Genomic DNA, 19,528 nt, shown 5'->3' with positions numbered 1-19,528 from the left:
AAAACTGTAAGGGTCACCCAAAAATTAGTGTATAAAAAAATAGCGATATGCGCAGGCATATATAGCCGGAAAATACGCCTGAAAGTAAGGGTTGCTGTGCGTTTTATGGTTTTTATGACATATTTCTGAAGGCTTTAGTTGTGGTGCCCTGTTCTTTAGGCTGACTTGACAAGAGTCTCCGGAAAAGTTTCATGGCTGAATCAAATTTAATTGACCGGAGAATCCCGATGTCGATGCGTAATGTTTTTGCGGGTTTTATTATGTCCGCAGCGCTTGCCTTGTCTGTTCAACCTATTATGGCTCAGGCCAACCAAAACGGATCAAGGGTAATTGCAACCACGCAAAACGGTGATTATCCCGGTTTTGATCTGCGCACTGTCAAAGATGTCAGTCTTGAACAATGCGAAAATATTTGCCTCAAAGATCAGGAATGCCGCGCTTTTACCTATAATGTGAAAGCGAAATGGTGCTTCCTGAAATCCGACTATGGTCAAATGAATACCATTGAGGGCGCTGTTGCCGGTAAGGTTCTTGACCCTGCTGCGGTAGAGGTTGAACTTGCAGCGCCAACGCCGCTGACATTTGTACCGGCCAGCATGCTGGACGAAGCCCGCGCCTACCGCAATAAGCTGAACACTGCTGAAAAGCCTGCCGGTGAGGTCGCAAAACTGCTGCGTGCCGCACAAAGAAATTATGAAGCCGGTAATACATCTTCTGCTGTGATTGATTTTGCACGCATTGTGCCAATCGCTAAAGAAAATAGTGCCGTCTGGATGGGCTTGAGCCGTTCGACGCTCGTTGAATCGCAAAGCGAGGGAGCAAGCTGGGATGTCAGACGTGCCGCGGCCAATTCCGCTATTCTTGCTTATCAGTTCAGCCGCACCGTTTCTGAACGGGCAGAAGCGCTGAGCAATCTGGCAAAAGCACTGGAGATGCGTGACAGTTTCCGTCCGGCTCTCGATGCCTATAAAGCCAGCCTTGCCTTGCAGAATTCCGCAGCCATAAATGCTGCCTATGAAGACTTGCGTGTGCGCAAAGGCTTCCGAGTGGTTGACCATACGATTGACAGCGATAGCGCTAACCCGCGCGTTTGTATTCAGCTGTCAGAACCACTGATGAAAAGCGGCATTGATTATGCGTCTTTCGTGACCATTGATGATGCCACCCCGAAAGGTGTGGAAGCCAAAGACAAACAAATTTGTATCGAAGGTTTACAGCACGGTAAAAATTACCGCATTGGCGTGCGCTCCGGTCTGCCTGCCGCGATCGGTGAGATGATTGAAGCACCGGTTGCGTTGAATATTTATGTCCGTGACCGTGCGCCGACAGTGCGTTTCAACGGTGATGCCTTTGTGCTGCCAAGCACCATGCGCCGTGGCATTCCTGTTGTCAGCATCAATGTGAAAACCATTGATCTTGAAGTCTATCGTGTGGGCGAGCGCGCTCTGACCCAGTCGATGGATGGTATCAGCTTCTTCGGTCAGCTCGACGGTTACGCAACATCGCAGATCGTCAGCACACTTGGCGAGAAGGTATATACCGGTAAGCTCGACGTAGAGAGCGATCTGAACAAGGAAATCGTTTCATCCTTCCCTGTTGATGAAGCGCTGCCGAAGCGTAAGCCCGGCATTTATATTATGACCGCCAAGGCGGAAGGCGATAAATCGGAATTTTGGTCGTCACAGGCAACACAATGGTTTCTGGTTTCAGACACCGGTCTTGCGACGTTTGCCGGTGAAGATGGTCTTAATGTTTTTGCCCGCTCGCTGGCAACTGCCAAGCCGCTGAGTGGTGTTGAACTGCAATTGCTGGCGGCTAATAATGAAGTGCTTGGCACAGCCACAACCGATAGTGATGGTCGCGCGACCTTTACTGCCGGTTTGATGCGCGGCACAGCCGCGATGGCGCCGGCTATTCTGACAGCACGTTCAAAAGGCAATGGCGATGAGGAAGATTATGTCTTCCTCGATATGAAACGCGCAGGCTTTGATCTGTCCGATCGTGGTGTAACCGGACGTCCTGCACCGGGTGCATTGGATGTTTATGGCTGGACGGAACGTGGTATTTACCGCACCGGCGAGACTGTTCATGCCGCCGCATTGGTACGTGACAGCGCTGCAAAAGCCGTTGAAAATCTGCCGCTGACTTTCTCCTTCCTGCGTCCTGATGGTGTGGAAGACCGTGCGATTGTCAGTACATCGCAGGCAGCCGGTGGTCATGCCGTTGATCTGCCGCTGGCCGATAACGCCATGCGCGGCACATGGACATTGCGTATCTTAAGCGATCCGAAAGCCACGCCGCTGTCTGAAAAGCAGTTTCTGGTTGAGGATTTTGTACCGGACCGTACAGAGTTTGATCTGACTTCAGATGTGAAGGAAATCCGTGCCGGTGATGCGGCTGTGGTTAAAGTAGACGGCCGTCATCTCTATGGCGCGCCTGCTGCCGGTCTGACACTGGAAGGTGAAGTGAATATTCGCCCGACCCGTTCATGGGATATGTTCCCGAAATATGTTTTCGGTCTTGCAGATGAAGAACAGCCGGAAGATACCCGCACCACTTTGGATGCACTGCCAGTTCTGAATGAACAGGGCAAAGCTGAAATTCCGGTTGTATTGAATGACCTGCCTGCCACAACCCAGCGTCTCAATGCGGATATTGTTGTGCGTATGCGTGAGGGTGGCGGTCGTGCGGTTGAACGCAAACTGACGCTGCCGGTTGCATCCGACACCAATATGATTGGTATCAAGCCGGAATTTGACAGCGACAATCTGGGTGAAAACAGCAATGCGCAGTTCTCGGTGATCGTCAGCGATGCCAATGGCAAGCGCGTTATCGAAGACGGGCTGGAATGGTCGCTGGTTAAGGTCGAGCGGAACTATCAGTGGTACCGCAGCGGCAGCTCGTGGAACTACGAGCCGGTGACTTATACTAAGAAAGTTGCCGATGGCACTGTTTCTGTGGATGAGCAGACCGCAGGTAGCATTCAGGTGCCGGTAGAGTGGGGACGCTATCGTCTTGAAGTAGCAACCTCTGATCCTGATGGCCCGCAGACCAGTGTTGAATTTTATGCCGGTTGGTATGTGGAAGCCCGCTCGACAGAAACACCGGATGGTCTGGAGGTCGCGCTTGATAAAGAGACTTACAAAGACGGTGAAACCGCGATTTTGAAAGTTTCTCCGCGCTTTGCCGGTGAACTTTTGGTGACGATTGGCGCAGACAGCCTGCTGATGACCAAGACAGTCTCTGTGCCAGCTGAAGGTGCGGAAGTTGAAATTCCGGTCAGCGGCGAATGGGGTGCCGGTGCTTATATTACAGCGAGCCTTTATCGTCCGGGTGAAGCACAGGAAAGCCGTATGCCTGCCCGTGCGATTGGTATTCGCTGGCTGGCGGTTGATCCGGCAGAGCGCAAGCTCTCCGTGCGGATTGAAACACCTGAAAAAACCGAACCGCGTCAGGCTCTGACCATTCCGGTTTCAATCGGTGGTCTGAAATCCGGAGATCAGGCCTATGTTATGATCTCGGCTGTGGATGTGGGCATTCTGAACCTGACCAATCACAAACCGGCTGATCCGGCTGGCTGGTATTTCGGTCAGCGTCAGCTTGGTCTTGAAATCCGCGATCTTTATGGTCGTCTGATTGACGGTTCGCTCGGTACCATGGGTCGTTTGCGTACCGGTGGTGACGGCGCGCAGATGGCTGTCGAAGGTTCGCCTCCGACCGAAAAACTGGTTGCTTTCTTTGCCGGTCCTGTTGAGGTTGGTGCAGACGGCAAGGCGAGTGTTAATTTTGAGATTCCGCAGTTCAACGGTACTGCCCGCGTCAGCGCAGTCGCATGGACGAAGACCGCTGTCGGTAATGCACAGTCGGATGTTATTATCCGTGATCCGGTGGTTGTGACTGCCGCTCTGCCAAAATTCATGGCACCGCAAGATCAGGCGCAGCTGCGTCTTGATATTGCCAATACAGATGGTCCTGCCGGTCAGTATAGCGTGAGCGTTGCAAGTTCTGGTCTGGTTTCTGTGCCGCAGGCACAGGCACCGTCTTCTGTCACACTGGGACAGGGCGAAAAGACCCATCTGATTCTGCCGCTGCAAGCGGAGCGCGCAGGGACGGAAGTCCTGACTGTTCAGCTGACCCATGAGAGCGGGCTGAGCATTTCGCAGGATTTGATCCTGCCGGTACGTGCATCATCCTTGCCGGAAACCACCCGTAAGGAAGTGACTCTTGCGGCTGTGAACGGCTCTCTTGTGATCAACAAAGAGCTGTTTGCCGGTCAGCGCATGGATGGTGCATCGGTCAGCATCAATGTTTCCAATGCATCCGGTTTTGATATTCCGGGCCTGCTGACATCGCTGGATCGTTATCCTTATGGCTGTACTGAACAGACTGCCAGCCGCGCTTTGCCGTTGCTCTATATGAACGAACTGGCGAAACAGGCTGGTATGCCGTTGCAGGACAGTGATGAAGAACTGAACAAGCGTATTCAGGATGCTATCTACAAGGTGCTGAACAATCAGTCATCTTCCGGCAGCTTCGGTCTCTGGTCACCGGACAGCGGTGATCTCTGGCTCGATGCTTATGTTACAGACTTCCTGACCCGCGCACGTGAGCAGAAGTTTGATGTGCCGCAGCAGGCGATGGTACTGGCATTGGACAATCTGCAAAATGCTTTGTCCTATGATGTGTCCATCAAGGATAACGGCAATTCGATTGCCTATGCTTTCTATGTGCTGTCGCGTAACCGCCGCGCATCCATTGCTGATCTGCGTTACTATGTAGATACCCGTCTGGAAGAGTTTGCCTCACCGCTGGCACGCGCTCAGGTCGGTGCAAGCCTTGCACTTTATGGCGATGGCGAGCGTTCGGAAAAAGCTTTCGTATCGGCTTTCCGTCTTGCTGATAAAGGCAATATCTCGTGGGCACGTTCGGATTATGGTTCGAACCTGCGTGACGGCGCAGCAATTCTTGCACTGGCTGCCGAAAGCCGTCCGGTGCCGAGTATCGTGCCGGAACTGGTGAAGATGGTCGGCGGTTTGAGCAATGAAACACGCTATACCAGCACACAGGAACAGGCATGGCTGTTGCTGGCTGCTCGTGGTCTGAAAGATGAAGATGCTAATCTGACCCTGCAGCTGAATGGTGAAGATCGTCAGGGTGCATTGTCTGAGCGTATGACAGGCGAGCAGCTTGAAGTTGCGCCGGTGACAATCGCGAATACCGGTGCCAAGCCGGTGACGGCGGTGATCACAACTGTTGCAGCGCCGGTGGAAGCACCGCCTGCCGGTGGTGACGGCTTTACCATTGCACGTAGCTACTACGCGCTGGATGGTTTGGAGGTCAGCGTTTCTGATGCACAGCAGAATGAGCGCTATGTGGTTGTTCTGAAAGTAACTGAGACGAATAATTGGGCGTCGCGTATTCTGATTACCGATCTGCTGCCTGCCGGTTTTGAAATTGACAATCCGCGTATCGTAGACAGTGCTGATTTGAGCAATTTCGGTTGGCTGGATGGAACCACTGTTGCGCATAGCGAATTCCGTAGTGACCGCTTTGTGGCAGCTTTCAATAGCAGCGGCGGGGATGCCCGTGAATATACGGTTGCCTATACCGTGCGTGCGGTCACACCGGGTACTTATGCACATCCGGCACCTTATGTGGAGGATATGTATCGTCCGCAATATTTCGGCCGTGGTGCTGCCGGTATGATGCAGGTGCAGCCTGCACAGTAAACAGTACGGATCGTAAACAATAAAAGCCCCGCCTGAATATCTCAGGCGGGGCTTTTTTTTAGAGCATAATTCCTTAAACTTGGATCAGTTTAAGGTAAAATTATGCTCTAATTTTAAAGTGTTAGAGCTACCTTTGTGTGCTAAGTCTGGCACACGGCGCTCTAGTTACTTTGTTAAGAAGCGGATGAGCGTATCGGCAAAACGGCCATAGGGCGGGCGCAGATAATCGGTTGCTGCAGGATTATATTTTCGCAAAACCGGCATGGCCTTGGAGAAAGTTCTGAAACCTTCTTCACCGTGATAATGCCCCATCCCGCTCATCCCGACACCACCGAATGGCAGGTCTGCACAGGCAAACTGATAGAGCGTGTCATTGATACAAACACTGCCTGCCACCACATTTGAGAGGGCATTTTCAACCGGCTCATTACTGTTACTGAAAATATAAAAAGCAAGCGGCCGGTCGCGGGCGATGATGTAGCGCAGTGCTTCATCATAGGAGCGATAGGTTTTAACCGGTAAGAGCGGGCCGAAAATCTCTTCCTGCATGATCGCGCTATCATCATCAGGATTGATGACCAGCATGGGCAGCAGAATATGGCGGGCCTCAGATTTTTGCGTGTCGTCTAAAGATACGAGCGGGATCACTTTATGCCCGCGAATACTGGCATCATCTGCCAGACCCGTGAGGCGTTTATACTGGCTCTCATTGATGATCGAGGTGTAATCCGTTTGGCCGTTCACCTCATTATAGCGCTGTGCGCTCTGGCTTTGACATTCTGCTATAAAGGCTGCCAGCAGGCTCTCTGGCAGCAGCACATAGTCCGGCGCTATGCAGGTCTGTCCGGCATTGAACAGTTTGCCTGTCAGAATACGGCTGACAGTTTTTTCCAGGTCTGCATCTGGCGCGATCAGTGCAGGGGACTTGCCACCAAGTTCTAATGTCACCGGTGTCAGATTTTTAGCCGCTGCTGCCATGACTTTTTTACCCACCGCAGTCGAACCGGTGAAAAACAGGTGGTCAAAAGGCAGGCTGGAAAATGCGGAGGCAATATCTGCACCACCCTGTATGATACTGACGCGGTTTTGCGGGAAGCAATCGTGCAGCAGGTTGGTCAGATAAGCATTGGTATGCGGCGTATGTTCTGAGGGTTTCAGGAAGACATGATTACCCGCCGCTATTGCCGATATAAGCGGCGTGAGTGACAGATTAACCGGATAATTCCACGGCGAGAGAATACCCACGACACCTAAGGGTACAAAACGGATTTCTGCTTTTGCAGGCCAGAATTGCCAACCGGCTTTGCGCCTTTGCGGTTTCATCCATTTCTTTAGTTTGTGCAGGCAGTGGTCGATTTCTTTCAACACGATCATGGCTTCTGCCAGCATGCTTTCATGGGCAGAGCGATGGCCAAAGTCGCGGGAAATTGCCTCAGTCATTTGCGGCAGGCTGGCTTTGAAAGCACTACGCAGGCGCAGCAAATCCTCACGGCGCTGCCGTTCATCAGGGCGGTGTTGCAACCATGCTTCGCGTAAAGTGTTAAAGGTGGTGCTGAGTTGTTCAGTCATGAGTATCCCTTAAAACAGAACGCGCGAAACACCATTGCGCTGCATAATAGGTGCCAAGCACCCAGAGCGAAGTGAGCGGGATATCATAGCGAAACCGGCCATAAGCCAGAATACTATCACTGATGACGAAGAAGATACCGCCAAAAGCTGCGATTTTTGTTGCCTGCTTGGTGTTTCTGTCCGCGATGGTCATGCTCATGGCACGGTTGAGCGCCAAGGCTGCCATGAGCGCCAATGCGGCGGCATAAATGGCAACCGGAATATGCATGCCATCGGGCAGGCTGTTCCACAGTCCGGTAATAATCAGCACAGCGATGGCCGAAAAGCCGAGAAAGACAGCGGGTTTGAATGCAGCATGGTCGGAGAGCAGCGCATAAATATAGGCGCAATGGGTGAGCAGAAAGCAAATCAGCCCTGCCATGAAATAATCCCGCGGCAGCATCAGGAAAAAATCGCCGCCGATTGCAAAGGCAAGTCCAAGTGCGATGGCATTGCGATAGCGCAGAGATGCAGGATTGCTGACAGACAGGGTTAGCACGAGTAGTAAAGCTGTGGCTGTGGGTTTGGTGAGATAATGCAGCCAGCGCCATTCAGAGCTGAGATGAGCGCCCAGCAGGGCACCTGCGATAGCGCCGATAGCCAGCAACAGATAAAGCAGCGTTGCTGTTTGACTGATGCCGGAATTTTGCAATGGATTGCGTTGTGACATGATCTCGTTCCCCTGTCAGTGCCGTTCATTGTTGACCTGAACGTAAACTGCTATTGACGGAGAGTAGCGCAAATCTGTGCCGCTGCAATCACAATCATGATGGTGGCCGGATTTGGGGAAAGAAGGGAAGTTTATCCGGCTGTGGGAATATCGCGTTTTGTGCCATAGGCGGCAAAGAACATATTCACTGCGGATTCGACATTATAGCGGATTTGCTCTGCTGTCGGTTCGTTCTCAAGAAAGGCAAACAGCCGTTGGCGGTAAATGCCGGCAAGAAATAACTCGGCCAGCTGATAGGCTGCATGCTGGACATCGGTAACGCAGATGATGTCTTTCTGTTGTAGTTTCTCAATATATGCTGTCAATACAAACAAGCCACGACGTGGACCACGTTCATAAAAGCGCACACCGATTTCCGGTTTGCGCTCGGTCACGCCGAGAATAGTGCGCTGGGCGCTGATGACCATATCGGAGGTAACAAGGGTAACGAGCGCAATGCCATAGGCAATCAGTCCCTCTTTGTTGGACAGACCCTCACCATTAATCGCTTCTATCTGCGTAAATAAAATACTGCGATGTTGCTCGCACAATGTTTCAAACAGCTCGTCTTTGCTCTCGAAATAGACATAGATCGTGCTCTTGGACACACCGGCTTCCCGCGTAATGTCATTCATACTGGCAGCATCAAAACCCATGCGCAGAAATACATTTTGCGCACCGTCCAGAATTTTCTGACGCTTGACCGGATCTTGTCCGGCACCATGGCGACCATTCTGTGACTGTTTGGTGTCTGTCATGCCTGCCTTACTTTCCTGACGCTGCCTGTCGTATGCTTGTAGTGCAAAGTTAAAATTTACCAATTCGAACCGATCAGTACGATTTCAATTGATATGCCGTCTCTCTTGCTTTATGTCAACATCGAACCGATCGGTTTTGAACGGAATATAAGCTATCTCGCATAATGCGGGACATTAATATTTCCCGATTTATCAGTGGTTCATTTTGAGATTCCCCTTACCGGAACAAAATATTCAATAAAGTTTATTGGCAGTACGGCCTGTTTTTATCCAGAAAGTTGCCCCCGCTATGTCCGCTCTGAAGCCTGTTGCAAAGCCAGACCAGTCGAATCAATCATCTTCTGTTGCAGAAGATCAGCATGCCAATGTGCAGATCGATTTTAAGCGAGCGGCACAAAATGATGATAATCCAGAGGTTGACGGGGCACCGTATAGTGAACAGGCGCAGCCCCAGCCCGCTCACACTGCCGCACCGGTTAAACCGCAGCCGCCGAAATCATCACGCAAACGCAAAGTGCTGAGTGTTGTGCTTTTGGCCGTTCTGGCCGGTGGTGCATGGTACGGCTATAACTGGTGGACAACCGGCCGTTTTATGGTTTCCACCGATGACGCTTATATTCACGGGGATATCATGGCGATGTCGCCTAAGGTGACCGGCTATATTGATGATGTGCTGGTGAGCGCCAATAGCCATGTCAAAGCGGGTGATCCGGTTTTTCAGCTCGATCAGGGCGATTACCAGATTGTGCTGAATGAAAAAGAGGCGGCGCTGGCAACGCAGCAGAAAACATTAGCGCGCATTGAAGCTCAGACTGTTGCGGCGCAAGCCACGCTGACGCAGGCTCGCGCCTCGCAGCAATCATCTGCTGCGGTTCTCACCAATGCCAAAACAACTATGGAGCGCATTGCCAAGCTGCATGATACACGCTTCGTTTCGCAGGCAGAACTTGATCGCGCAACGACAGCTCTTGCACAGGCGCAGGCTTCTGATGCCAATGCTGAGGCGCAGATCGCAGCGGCTGATGCCAATATTGGTGTGCTGAAAGCGCAATATCAGGAAGCTGAAAGCCAGACCCGCAGCCTTGAACTGGCGCGGGACAAAGCACAGCGCGATTTGTCATTCACAACACTGCGCGCACCGTTTGACGGTGTGATCGGCAATCTAACGGGTAAAAAAGGTGATCTGGTGAGTGCAGGTCAACGTATTGCCGCACTGGTGCCGGTGAATGCGCTTTATATTGATGCTAATTTTAAAGAAACGCAGCTGAAAAACCTCAAGGGTGGCGAGACTGTTCATTTCACGGTTGATGCGCTGGGTGGTGAAACTTTTGAAGGCAAGCTCGCCTCCGTATCCCCGGCCTCCGGCTCTGTTTTCTCCTTGCTGCCACCGGAAAATGCCACAGGTAATTTCACCAAGGTTGTACAGCGTGTACCGGTGCGCATTGCCATTCCTGAGGCCGCACTGGCCACAGGCAAATTACGTGCCGGCCTCAGTGTCATTGTGGATGTGGATATCCGCACCTCTGCCTCACAATCTGATGCAGCGCAGTAAAGCGTGAACAGCGATGGCTGCCTCAACAACAATGCAGGGCAATCCTGCTGAAGAAAAAATTGATCCGCGCAAAGCCATTGCCTTTCTGGCAATGGTGTTCGGGATGTTTATGGCCATTCTGGATATTCAGATTGTGTCGGCATCCCTTGCTGAAATTCAGGCGGGGCTGGGGGCCAGCTCCGATGAAATTTCATGGGTGCAGACCTCCTATCTGATTGCCGAAGTGGTGATGATTCCGCTTTCCGGCTTTCTCGGGCGTCTGCTTTCTACGCGCGTGTTGTTCACGATTTCTGCCGCCGGTTTTACGCTGGCCAGTATTTTATGTGCGACTGCTACCAATATCGAGCAGATGATTGTCTACCGCGCCATTCAGGGCTTTATCGGCGGCGGTATGATCCCGAGTGTGTTTGCGGCGGCCTTTACAATTTTTCCGCCGTCCAAGCGCTCGATTGTTTCACCGATCGTTGGTCTGGTGGCAACACTGGCTCCGACTGTGGGGCCGACAATCGGTGGTTATCTGTCTCACACATTCTCATGGCACTGGCTGTTTCTGGTCAATGTGGTGCCAGGGATTATGGTGGCAATTGCTGCATGGAACCTGATCGACTTTGACAAGGGCGATAAATCCCTGCTGGCTAAATTTGACTGGTGGGGACTGGCCGGTATGGCAGCATTCCTCGGCTCGCTGGAATATGTGCTGGAAGAGGGGCCGAGCAATGACTGGTTCGAGGACAGCCATATTGTCATCATGACATTTGTGCTGGTTGCCGGTGCTGTGACGTTTTTCTACAGGGCGTTTACGGCGGAAGAACCGATTGTCGATCTCTCGGCTTTCAGAAATATGAACTTTGCGCTCGGCTCCAGCTTCTCATTTATCATGGGTGTCGGGCTTTACGGGCTGACTTATCTCTATCCGCTCTATCTCGGCAGTATCCGTGGCTATGATGCGCTGATGATCGGTGAGGCACTGTTCGTCAGTGGTCTGGCGATGTTTATGACCGCACCGCTGGCAGGTTTTCTCTCTACGCGGATGGATCCGCGTCTGATGATGATGATCGGTTTTATCGGATTTGCCGCCGGTACCTATGTGATGACGGGGCTGACAACGGACTGGGATTTCTACGAGCTGCTATTGCCGCAAATTCTGCGTGGCTGCTCGATGATGCTGTGTATGGTGCCGATCAACAATCTGGCGCTGGGCACTTTGCATCCATCCCATATTAAAAACGCTTCTGGTCTGTTTAACCTGATGCGTAACCTTGGCGGTGCGATTGGTCTGGCGGTGATTAATACGATGCTGATGCGTCGTGGTGATCTGCATTATGCGCAATTGTCCGAGCATCTGAACTGGGGCAACCATGAAGCCCAGGAGATGCTGGCCAATCTGACTGCCAAATATAATGCAGCCGGTATGGATGGTGCCAATATTGCACTGGTTAAGCTCTCAGGCATGGTGCGTCAGCAGGCAACATTGATGTCATTTATCGATGTGTTTCTGATCCTGACGGCACTGTTTGTTGCACTTGCGGTTTTCTCGACAATGATGAAAAAGCCCGGTGATGTGCCCAAAGAAGCAGCAGGGCATTAGAGCGCGTATCCCGAAAAGTGTGTAGCGGTTTTCGGATAAGATACTCGGAAAATAAGCAAATAAAAAACGGCGGGATTTCCCGCCGTTTTGTTTAGTTCTATTCTGCAGCCTGTAGGCGTGTCGTCGATCGGCCGCTGTCCTGACGCATCAGATAGAGCGATGCACCGACAATCAGCAGAGCACCGGGCCAGAAATTGATGCTTGGTGTCGCGGCAAAGACGATCCAGCCGAGAATAACATTCAGCGGCAGTTTCAGATCATCAAAAGGCTGCAGATAGACAGCATCTGCTGCTGAATATGCGGCGATCTGGAAATATTGTGCCATAGCGGTCAGCACACCAATTGTCAGCAGAATTGTCCAGATTTCCATGGATGGTGCTGCGATTTCCGGAAAACCAATACCTGATGCAGCCCAGAGCGCACCGTTAATAGGGGTGAGCAGGATCAGCATATAAACCGAAATACTGGCTGTTGTTTCAAAGCGGGTCAGATATTTGGTCATCACCGAGTAGCCAGCCCACAATGCAGCAGCCAGAATTGGCAGTAATGAGTAGACCGTATAGGTGTCTGACCATGGCGCAATGATAATCAATGCGCCGATAAAGCCGACTAAGGTGGTGAGCAGGCGTGTTTGCGTCACTGCTTCATGCAGGAACAGGCGCGCGCACAAAATGACGAAAAACGGCGAGGTCATGGAAAGCGCAATCACCTGCCAGATCGGCACATGGGTGAGGGCGAAAATCCATACCTGCACACCGGCGGCAGCCAGACCAACACGGATAATATGCAGGCCAAGATGATTGGTACGCAGCGCTCGTGTGCCTTCGCGGATCAGCAGCGGCAAAGTCAGCACAAGGGCGATGACATATTGCCAGAAGGCGATGATAACCGACGGAAGGCCGGTGCGGGTGCCTGCCCATTGGGTGGCAACATTAACGCCTGCATAAGCGGCGCAGGCTGCCAGCATCAGTGCTGCACCACGGACTGTAGGTTTTAAAGTCTGAACAGAGGCAATTGGGCTCAACGTTTTCTTCCTGTCTCGTAAGCCGTTACCCCAGGGATTGGGAAATGGTACGGGAAGAAAACTGCATAATAACGGCGATAAAAATCACCGTGCATGATGCCATTTCAGCCCCGCTCTCTCTCATCCGGACTATGACCGTCGGCTTCGGAATCACACCGAATCTGCTGACCTTAATTGGGATATTCAGGCTCTAGCGGCTTGCAAATGTCGTTTTTCTCTACTTCCGGTGCTCATGTACTAAAAGTACACTCCGCTCCGGTTCTCAAAAAACACCATTTGCAAGCCGCTATAACCAGAATATGTGTCGGCACTATATGTTCAGTGCCTGCTTCTCATCCCAATTAAGCGCTCGCGGGCTTCAGGCTTCGCCTGTTACCGCCGGTGGGGAATTACACCCCGCCCTGAGAACGATTAAAATTAGTATGCCTGATACTTGGAATAGTCCCGAGTATCACGGCATGAGCTGAATTTATGTTGCGGTTGTATATAAATCAAGTCGCATATCCGGCAACGCTGTGTCCTGAAAACGATGTTTAATCTTAAGGCGTATCCGAAAATCAATGATGTGAAATTGCCGGTTGATGAGCAGTGTTTCAGCTTTATTGCCCCTGCGAATTCACTTTTTGCAGGAACAATAAAGCGCTTACACAGTCAATTTCGCTGCTTTGAATCGCATAGTGACTGTTATTTGGGTGATTGTGTCTGCTTTTTGTGTCATTTCCGGCAATTGTTCGGGTAGAAGCCTGCGCTTTTTTGCAAGAGACATAGAGGCAGGGAGCAGATCAGCATGTATTACGATAACGTTCAAAAGAACAAGATCACGCAGCAGCCGTGGTTTTTGGGTGTATTCGCCCTCGTTACCTTCATCTTTATGGTTTGGAATAATTGGGCTCAGGCTGGCAGTGCAGAAACGGCTGCGACCGGACTGGCTGGTTTATTGCAAACTACGGGCGGAGTAATTGCGGTGGCAGCCGTCACTTCGCTGGTTTTGACACTGATTATCAACCTTGTCGGTAAGCTGCCGATGCAGGCGCAGACGATTGTTGTCTGGCTGGCCTTACTCGTCGGAGCGCTGTATTTCTTCTACAGTTTTGATCTGTCTTACACCTTCATCTTGTCGAAATTGCCGTTTCTGATCACGCAAGGCGTATTCACCACCGTTTATATCTCCGCAATTTCCATTGCGATTGCTTTTGTGCTGGCGATTATCGGTGCGATTGCCAAACTGTCCCAAAATGGTTTCGTGGTAGCAATTGCTTCGTTTTACACATCGTTTTTCCGCGGTGTGCCGTTGCTGATCCAGATTTACCTGATTTATCTCGGTATGCCACAGCTTGGCTATGTGATTGATGCTGTGCCTGCCGGTGTTCTTGCCCTGTCGCTGTGCTACGGCGCTTATATGACCGAGATTTTCCGCGGGGGGATCATGTCCATTCCGCGTGGTCAGTGGGAAGCCGCCCGTGCGCTCGGCCTGCAACCTTTCACCACAATGCGCAAAGTGATCATGCCGCAGGCGATGAAACTGATTATTCCGCCGACCGGAAACCAGTTCATTGCGATGCTGAAAGACTCATCTCTTGTCTCGGTAATCGGTGTTTGGGAGCTGATGTTTCTCGCCCGGACGCAGGGTCGCGAAGAGTTCCGCCATCTGGAAATGCTGATTACGGCTGCGATGCTCTATTGGGTTTTGTCGATCATTCTTGAACGTTGTCAGGCTGTGCTGGAAAAACGCATGAAGCGTCAGGAACGCTGATGAATACGGGCGGTCAGTCATACTGGCCGCCACGATCTGAATATTTTTCGCATGGTGCGGTTATTCAAATGAGGTCATTTGCATGCTGCCATGCTTTGGGGAGGAAGCCACATGAAAAATGCAATTTTATCCGCTGTTGTTGCCGCACTGGCACTGAGCGTAAGTCTGCCGGCATTTGCCGGTGAAACACTGGATCGCGTGACCAGCAAAAAAGAACTGGTGGTTGCAACTGCTGCCAACTGGCCGCCGCAGTCTTACATGAAAGACGACAAGCTGGTTGGCTTTGATATTGATGTTGCGAGCGAAGTTGCCAAGCGTCTTGGTGCAACAGCCCGTTTTGTAACACCGGAATGGGGCATCATCACCGCTGGTCGTTGGAGTGGCCGCTGGGATATTTCTGTGGGCTCGATGACTCCGACAACAGGTCGTGCCCGTATTCTCGATTTCCCGACCGTTTATTATTACACGCCTTATGTTTTCACCGTGCATAAGGATTCCAAGGCTCAGAAACGTGCTGATCTGAACGGTAAAGTGATTGGTGTTGAAGGTGGTACAACCACTGAAGATTACATCAACGGTACCTTGAAGATCGACGCGGTTGGCGTACCTGAATTCAAATATGACGTGAAGCCTGGTGATATTAAAACCTATGGCGACAGCGTTGGTCCGCTTGATGATCTGCGTCTTGGTGACGGTACGCGTCTTGATGCTACTGTCTCAGCGATGCCGACTGTCGAAAATGCGGTGAAGCGCGGTTATCCGATCCGTGCGCTGACAGATGAACCGGCTTTCTTCGAGCCGCTGGCAGTTGCCGTTGATAAGGGTGATCCTGAATTTACAGCGAAGGTCAAAGAAATCTTTGAAGAGCTGAAAGCAGACGGCACAATGTCTGAACTGTCAGTGAAGTGGTACGGCGTGGATTACACCAAGCTGAAATAACCACCACATCTATGCTGCCGGTTTCCGGATCATTTTTGATTGCAGGAACCGGCATTAATTCAGAGTGCCACCGGACTGATTTCCATGCACGGAAATGTGCAGAGTGAAATGCGCCCCGTATCGTCTGTGCCGCACAATTTTCTGTAAGAAGCAGTATAATTATGAGTTCATATCCGGCTACCTATTACAGCGCCACACGGGTCGCTTCCTCCTCTGCCTATGAAAGCCTGCAAAGTGACACGCAAGCCGATGTTTGTATTATCGGTGGCGGACTTGCCGGTCTGACAACCGCATGGGAATTGCTGAAGCGCAATAAATCCGTGATCGTGATTGAAGAAAACAAAGTGAGCTGGGGCGCATCGGGGCGCAATGGCGGCTTTTGTCTGAATGGTTGGTCTGAAGGTCTTGGCGCGATTGAAAAACGCAGCGGTTTTGCAGATGCCAAACAGCTGTTCGCCATGTCGGTTGAAGGTGTGGACATTGTTCGTGAGAATATTGAGCAGAACAATCTGCCGGATTGCAATATTGTCAAAGGCAAGCTGAGTGTTGTGCGTTACGAGGCAGCAGAGCAGATGCAGCGCTATCGTGACCGTATGGCTCAGCACTTTAATTATGAATATGAATATCTGGACACGGTAGCGATCCGTCAGAAACTGAACACGCCGATCTATAAACAGGCACTGCGGGATAGCACCGGCTTTCATTTTCATCCGCTGAATTATGCGCTGGGTCTTGCTGATCTGATCCGCGCTAAGGGTGGCCGGATTTTTGAAAATAGCGCGATGCAGTCTTTCACCCGCAATATGCAGGCTGGTGCAACAGGGCGCTACACGGTGAAAACCGCACGCGGCTCGGTCAAATGTGATGATGTGGTGCTTTGCTGTGGTGGCTATGGCGGGGCGCAATTTGGTAAGTTGCGCCGTGCATTTTTGCCGATTGCTACCTATGTCGTGCTGACTGAAAAACTTGGGTCGCGGTTGCAGGACTTCATCCGCACAACAGATGCGGTTGGCGATGATCGCCGCTCATCCGATTATTACCGTGTTGTTGAAGGGGATCGCATCCTTTGGGGCGGGCGGATTACGACTAAGAACGAGCAGGATGAGACACGTTTGGCAGCGACGTTGCGCAAAGATATGTGCGATGTTTTTGCTGGTCTGAAAGATGTGAAAATCGAAAAGGCATGGTCAGGCCTGATGGGATATTCCCGCCATAAGATGCCGCATATTGCTAAAGTTGAAGATGGCCTCTGGACATGCAGCTCCTTCGGCGGGCATGGCATGAATACCACTGCGATTGGTGGTCGTGTGGTGGCAGAAGCGATTAGCGGAGACAGTGATCGTATTCGCTTGTTTGAGCCTTATGGTCTGACATGGAATGGCGGGATTTTGGGCCCGATTGCGGCTGAAACTGTCTACTCTTATCTGCGACTGATGGATTACTTTCAGGAAGGCCGTTATAAAGGCGCGCATCGTTGAGATGAGCATTTATGATACGGGATTATAGCCATGCAAATGACCGATAAGGATAAACAGTTACTGGCGTTGATGCAGAAAAACGCCCGTGAATCTGTGGCGTCGCTGGCGCGTCAGCTTGGCGTGTCCCGCACGGCCTTGCAGGAGCGTATTCAGCGGCTGGAAACCAACGGGATTATTGACGGATATGCGGTGCGTTTGGGGGCAAATGTCAACCGCTCACCAATTCAGTGTTTCACTTTTGCAGCACTGAATAATAAGAATTTTCCGGACGTAATCAAACAGCTGAAAACCCTGACCGCAGTGCAGGCCGTCCATTCTATTTCCGGTGACTGGGATCTGATTATTCATATCTGTACGGATACGCTGGAAAAGCTCAATGCCGAGATCAACAAGATCAATGAGCTGATGGGCATTGTCCGCACCACATCGAATATTGTGATGGAAACCAAATTTAATCGCGGTGCTAGTTTATAAAAGCATTGGCGGGAGCGTAAAAAGGCGGGGAAGAGCGGCCTTTCAATTGAAAGACCGCTCCTTTTTTATTCGCAAATTTAGTGACTAATCATCCACGGGCGGGCGGAAGGAAAGCTCTTTGCGCCGTTTGCTGAGACTTTTGCCTTGGATTTTTTCGCCTTTGATCCACAGCAGCCACAATTCGGCCCGTGTCCTAATGATTTTGAACTGATCGGCTCATGAGAGCTGCGTTCATTGATTGTCATCGCATTGCGTTTGTTTGCATTCATGGATGCAAGATGTGGCGCTGTCAGCATCACACGCTTGGCGGACGTTTCACAATCCGGGCAGGCGCATGGCTGATCATATTCCGACATCGGACGCAGTGCTGTGAATGGCCCGCATTCTTCGCAGGCATATTCATAAACCGGCATGTTTCACCTCAAAGATCATAAGCAATCGGCATATCAATGGAGCCGTCGAGGAATTTCTGCGGCCCTGCTGCCGACGGGCTGATATCGAAATCGAAGATTTCGGTTGGCAGCCACAGAGTTGCACAGGAGTTCGGAATATCCACCACGCCAGAGAAGTGTCCCTGTACCGGAGCAGACCCTAAAATCGAATAGGCCTGCGCACCGGAATAGCCGAATTTCTTCATATATTCGATGGCATTGAGACAAGCCTGACGATAAGCGACATTGGCATCCAGATAATGCTGGTGACCCTGTTCATCGACAGAAATACCCTGGAAGATCAGATAGTCTTTATAATTCGGCACCATTGGCGATGGTTTAAAGACCGGATTGCGGATGCCGTATTTGGCCATACCGTCTTTGATGATATCAACTTTGATATGCAGCCAGCCGCCAGCCATTTCAATTGCACCGCAGAAGGTGATTTCGCCGTCGCCCTGACTGAAATGAAGGTCACCCATCGAGAGACCGGCACCGTCCACATAAACAGGGAAATAGATTTTTGAACCACGGGACAGGTCTTTAATATCGCAGTTGCCGCCATGTTCGCGTGGCGGAACCGTGCGCGCGCCGTCCGCTGCGATCTTGTCGAAGGTCTCACCCTTTTTGATCGAACCAAGATGTGCAGTGCGGGCATGCGGCGGATTGGCCAGTGGCGGCACACGGTTTGGTTCTGTTGCAATCAGGCCAAGTTCACGGGTGTTCCACATTTCCAGCATTTTGCGATCCGGTAGCGTCCCGATCAGACCCGGATGGATCATACCGGCAAAGCTGACGCCCGGAATATGGCGGGAGCGGGTGAACATGCCCTCATAATGCCAGATGGATTTCTGGGCGCTCGGGAAATGATCGGTGAGGAAGCCGCCGCCATTGGTCTTGGAGAAAAAGCCGTTAAAGCCCCATTCATGACCTTTGAGCGTGCCCGCATCAAGAATATCCACCACGAGAAGATCACCGGGCTTGGCGCCCTTAACGCCGATCGGGCCGGAGAGAAAATGCACAGTTGTCAGATCAACATCGCGGATATCTTCAGCGGAATCATTGTTCTTGATAGCACCACCGGTCCAGTCGACAGTTTCGACAAGAAAGTCATCACCGGGCTCGACCCAGACATTGATCGGAATATCCGGATGCCAGCGATTATGCAGGTTCTCATTGTCATATGCTGACTGTGAAAGATCAACGGAAATCAGGGTTTCAGGCATGGTCTCTCCTCTTTACACACGCTGTTCCCGTGCCGTTGATGGCCGGAAATGCGATTATTGATGTGCGCCTGATAAGGAAAGCAAAAGGCCGGATTGTAATATACTTCTATGGATTAATTCTGATAGTGAACTCAAAGCCTATGCTGAAATATCAGATGCAGGGAAAGCCTATTTTGTCAGCAAACTTATGTAAAGCAGCTTGGGATGAGACATTTTTACCTGTTGGTCTAAACACCCGCTCTAAAAACGCCATGTTGGT

Annotated in this window: 13 protein-coding genes; 7 read left to right on the top strand and 6 right to left on the bottom strand. The window is 51.3% G+C overall.

Annotated features, from left to right (window positions below; genetic code table 11):
- The first annotated feature begins 227 nt into the window (after window positions 1–227).
- A complete protein-coding gene (locus QUF18_RS13975; protein ID WP_289387947.1) occupies window positions 228–5,729 on the top strand; it encodes an alpha-2-macroglobulin family protein in 5,502 nt (1,833 codons plus the stop codon).
- Window positions 5,730–5,894: 165 nt separating this feature from the next.
- On the opposite strand, the gene QUF18_RS13970 is transcribed toward QUF18_RS13975, so the two are convergent.
- From QUF18_RS13970 to QUF18_RS13960, 3 genes are all read right to left on the bottom strand, one after another.
- Window positions 5,895–7,298: a coniferyl aldehyde dehydrogenase gene (locus QUF18_RS13970; protein WP_289387852.1), complete on the bottom strand. Its 1,404-nt coding sequence runs from the start codon at window positions 7,296–7,298 to the stop codon at window positions 5,895–5,897.
- Entirely contained in the window at window positions 7,291–8,007 is a 717-nt protein-coding gene (locus QUF18_RS13965) for a lysoplasmalogenase (protein ID WP_289387851.1), read from the bottom strand. Before QUF18_RS13965 ends, QUF18_RS13970 begins: the two co-directional genes overlap by 8 nt.
- 131 nt (window positions 8,008–8,138) lie before the next feature.
- Window positions 8,139–8,804, bottom strand: coding sequence for a TetR/AcrR family transcriptional regulator (locus QUF18_RS13960; RefSeq protein WP_289387850.1), 666 nt, complete (start codon window positions 8,802–8,804; stop codon window positions 8,139–8,141).
- A 289-nt stretch (window positions 8,805–9,093) separates the two neighbouring features.
- Here QUF18_RS13960 and QUF18_RS13955 point away from each other — a divergent pair, with 289 nt between their 5' ends.
- Entirely contained in the window at window positions 9,094–10,356 is a 1,263-nt protein-coding gene (locus QUF18_RS13955; RefSeq protein ID WP_289387849.1) for an HlyD family secretion protein, read from the top strand.
- Window positions 10,357–10,369: 13 nt separating this feature from the next.
- A complete protein-coding gene (locus tag QUF18_RS13950) occupies window positions 10,370–11,944 on the top strand; it encodes a DHA2 family efflux MFS transporter permease subunit (protein ID WP_289387848.1) in 1,575 nt (524 codons plus the stop codon).
- A 97-nt stretch (window positions 11,945–12,041) separates the two neighbouring features.
- Here the strand turns inward: QUF18_RS13950 and QUF18_RS13945 are convergent, their stop codons facing one another.
- Window positions 12,042–12,968 (bottom strand): DMT family transporter, encoded by a 927-nt coding sequence (locus tag QUF18_RS13945; RefSeq protein WP_289387847.1) that lies wholly within the window; start codon window positions 12,966–12,968, stop codon window positions 12,042–12,044.
- A gap of 787 nt (window positions 12,969–13,755) precedes the next feature.
- Between QUF18_RS13945 and QUF18_RS13940 the strand changes: the two genes are divergently transcribed.
- The 4 genes from QUF18_RS13940 to QUF18_RS13925 all read left to right on the top strand — a co-directional run bounded on the left by QUF18_RS13940 (window position 13,756) and on the right by QUF18_RS13925 (window position 17,612).
- Entirely contained in the window at window positions 13,756–14,721 is a 966-nt protein-coding gene (locus tag QUF18_RS13940; RefSeq protein WP_289387846.1) for an amino acid ABC transporter permease, read from the top strand.
- A 111-nt stretch (window positions 14,722–14,832) separates the two neighbouring features.
- Window positions 14,833–15,660 (top strand): transporter substrate-binding domain-containing protein, encoded by an 828-nt coding sequence (locus QUF18_RS13935; RefSeq protein ID WP_289387845.1) that lies wholly within the window; start codon window positions 14,833–14,835, stop codon window positions 15,658–15,660.
- A gap of 161 nt (window positions 15,661–15,821) precedes the next feature.
- Window positions 15,822–17,138, top strand: a complete 1,317-nt coding sequence (locus QUF18_RS13930; protein ID WP_289387844.1) for an NAD(P)/FAD-dependent oxidoreductase — start codon at window positions 15,822–15,824, stop codon at window positions 17,136–17,138.
- A 30-nt stretch (window positions 17,139–17,168) separates the two neighbouring features.
- Entirely contained in the window at window positions 17,169–17,612 is a 444-nt protein-coding gene (locus QUF18_RS13925; RefSeq protein WP_289387843.1) for an Lrp/AsnC family transcriptional regulator, read from the top strand.
- A 77-nt stretch (window positions 17,613–17,689) separates the two neighbouring features.
- Here the strand turns inward: QUF18_RS13925 and QUF18_RS13920 are convergent, their stop codons facing one another.
- On the bottom strand, window positions 17,690–18,025 hold the full coding sequence (locus QUF18_RS13920; RefSeq protein ID WP_289387842.1) for an FmdB family zinc ribbon protein: 336 nt from the start codon (window positions 18,023–18,025) through the stop codon (window positions 17,690–17,692).
- 8 nt (window positions 18,026–18,033) lie between these two features.
- Window positions 18,034–19,269, bottom strand: a complete 1,236-nt coding sequence (gene fmdA, locus QUF18_RS13915) for a formamidase (RefSeq protein ID WP_289387841.1) — start codon at window positions 19,267–19,269, stop codon at window positions 18,034–18,036.
- Window positions 19,270–19,528: the final 259 nt, after the last annotated feature.

The organism is Pseudochrobactrum kiredjianiae (genome assembly GCF_030362795.1).
In the GTDB taxonomy this organism is placed as follows: Bacteria; Pseudomonadota; Alphaproteobacteria; order Rhizobiales; family Rhizobiaceae; genus Pseudochrobactrum; species Pseudochrobactrum kiredjianiae.
Note: the sequence above shows the minus strand (reverse complement) of the source record. Positions and strands in the feature narration are given on the sequence as shown.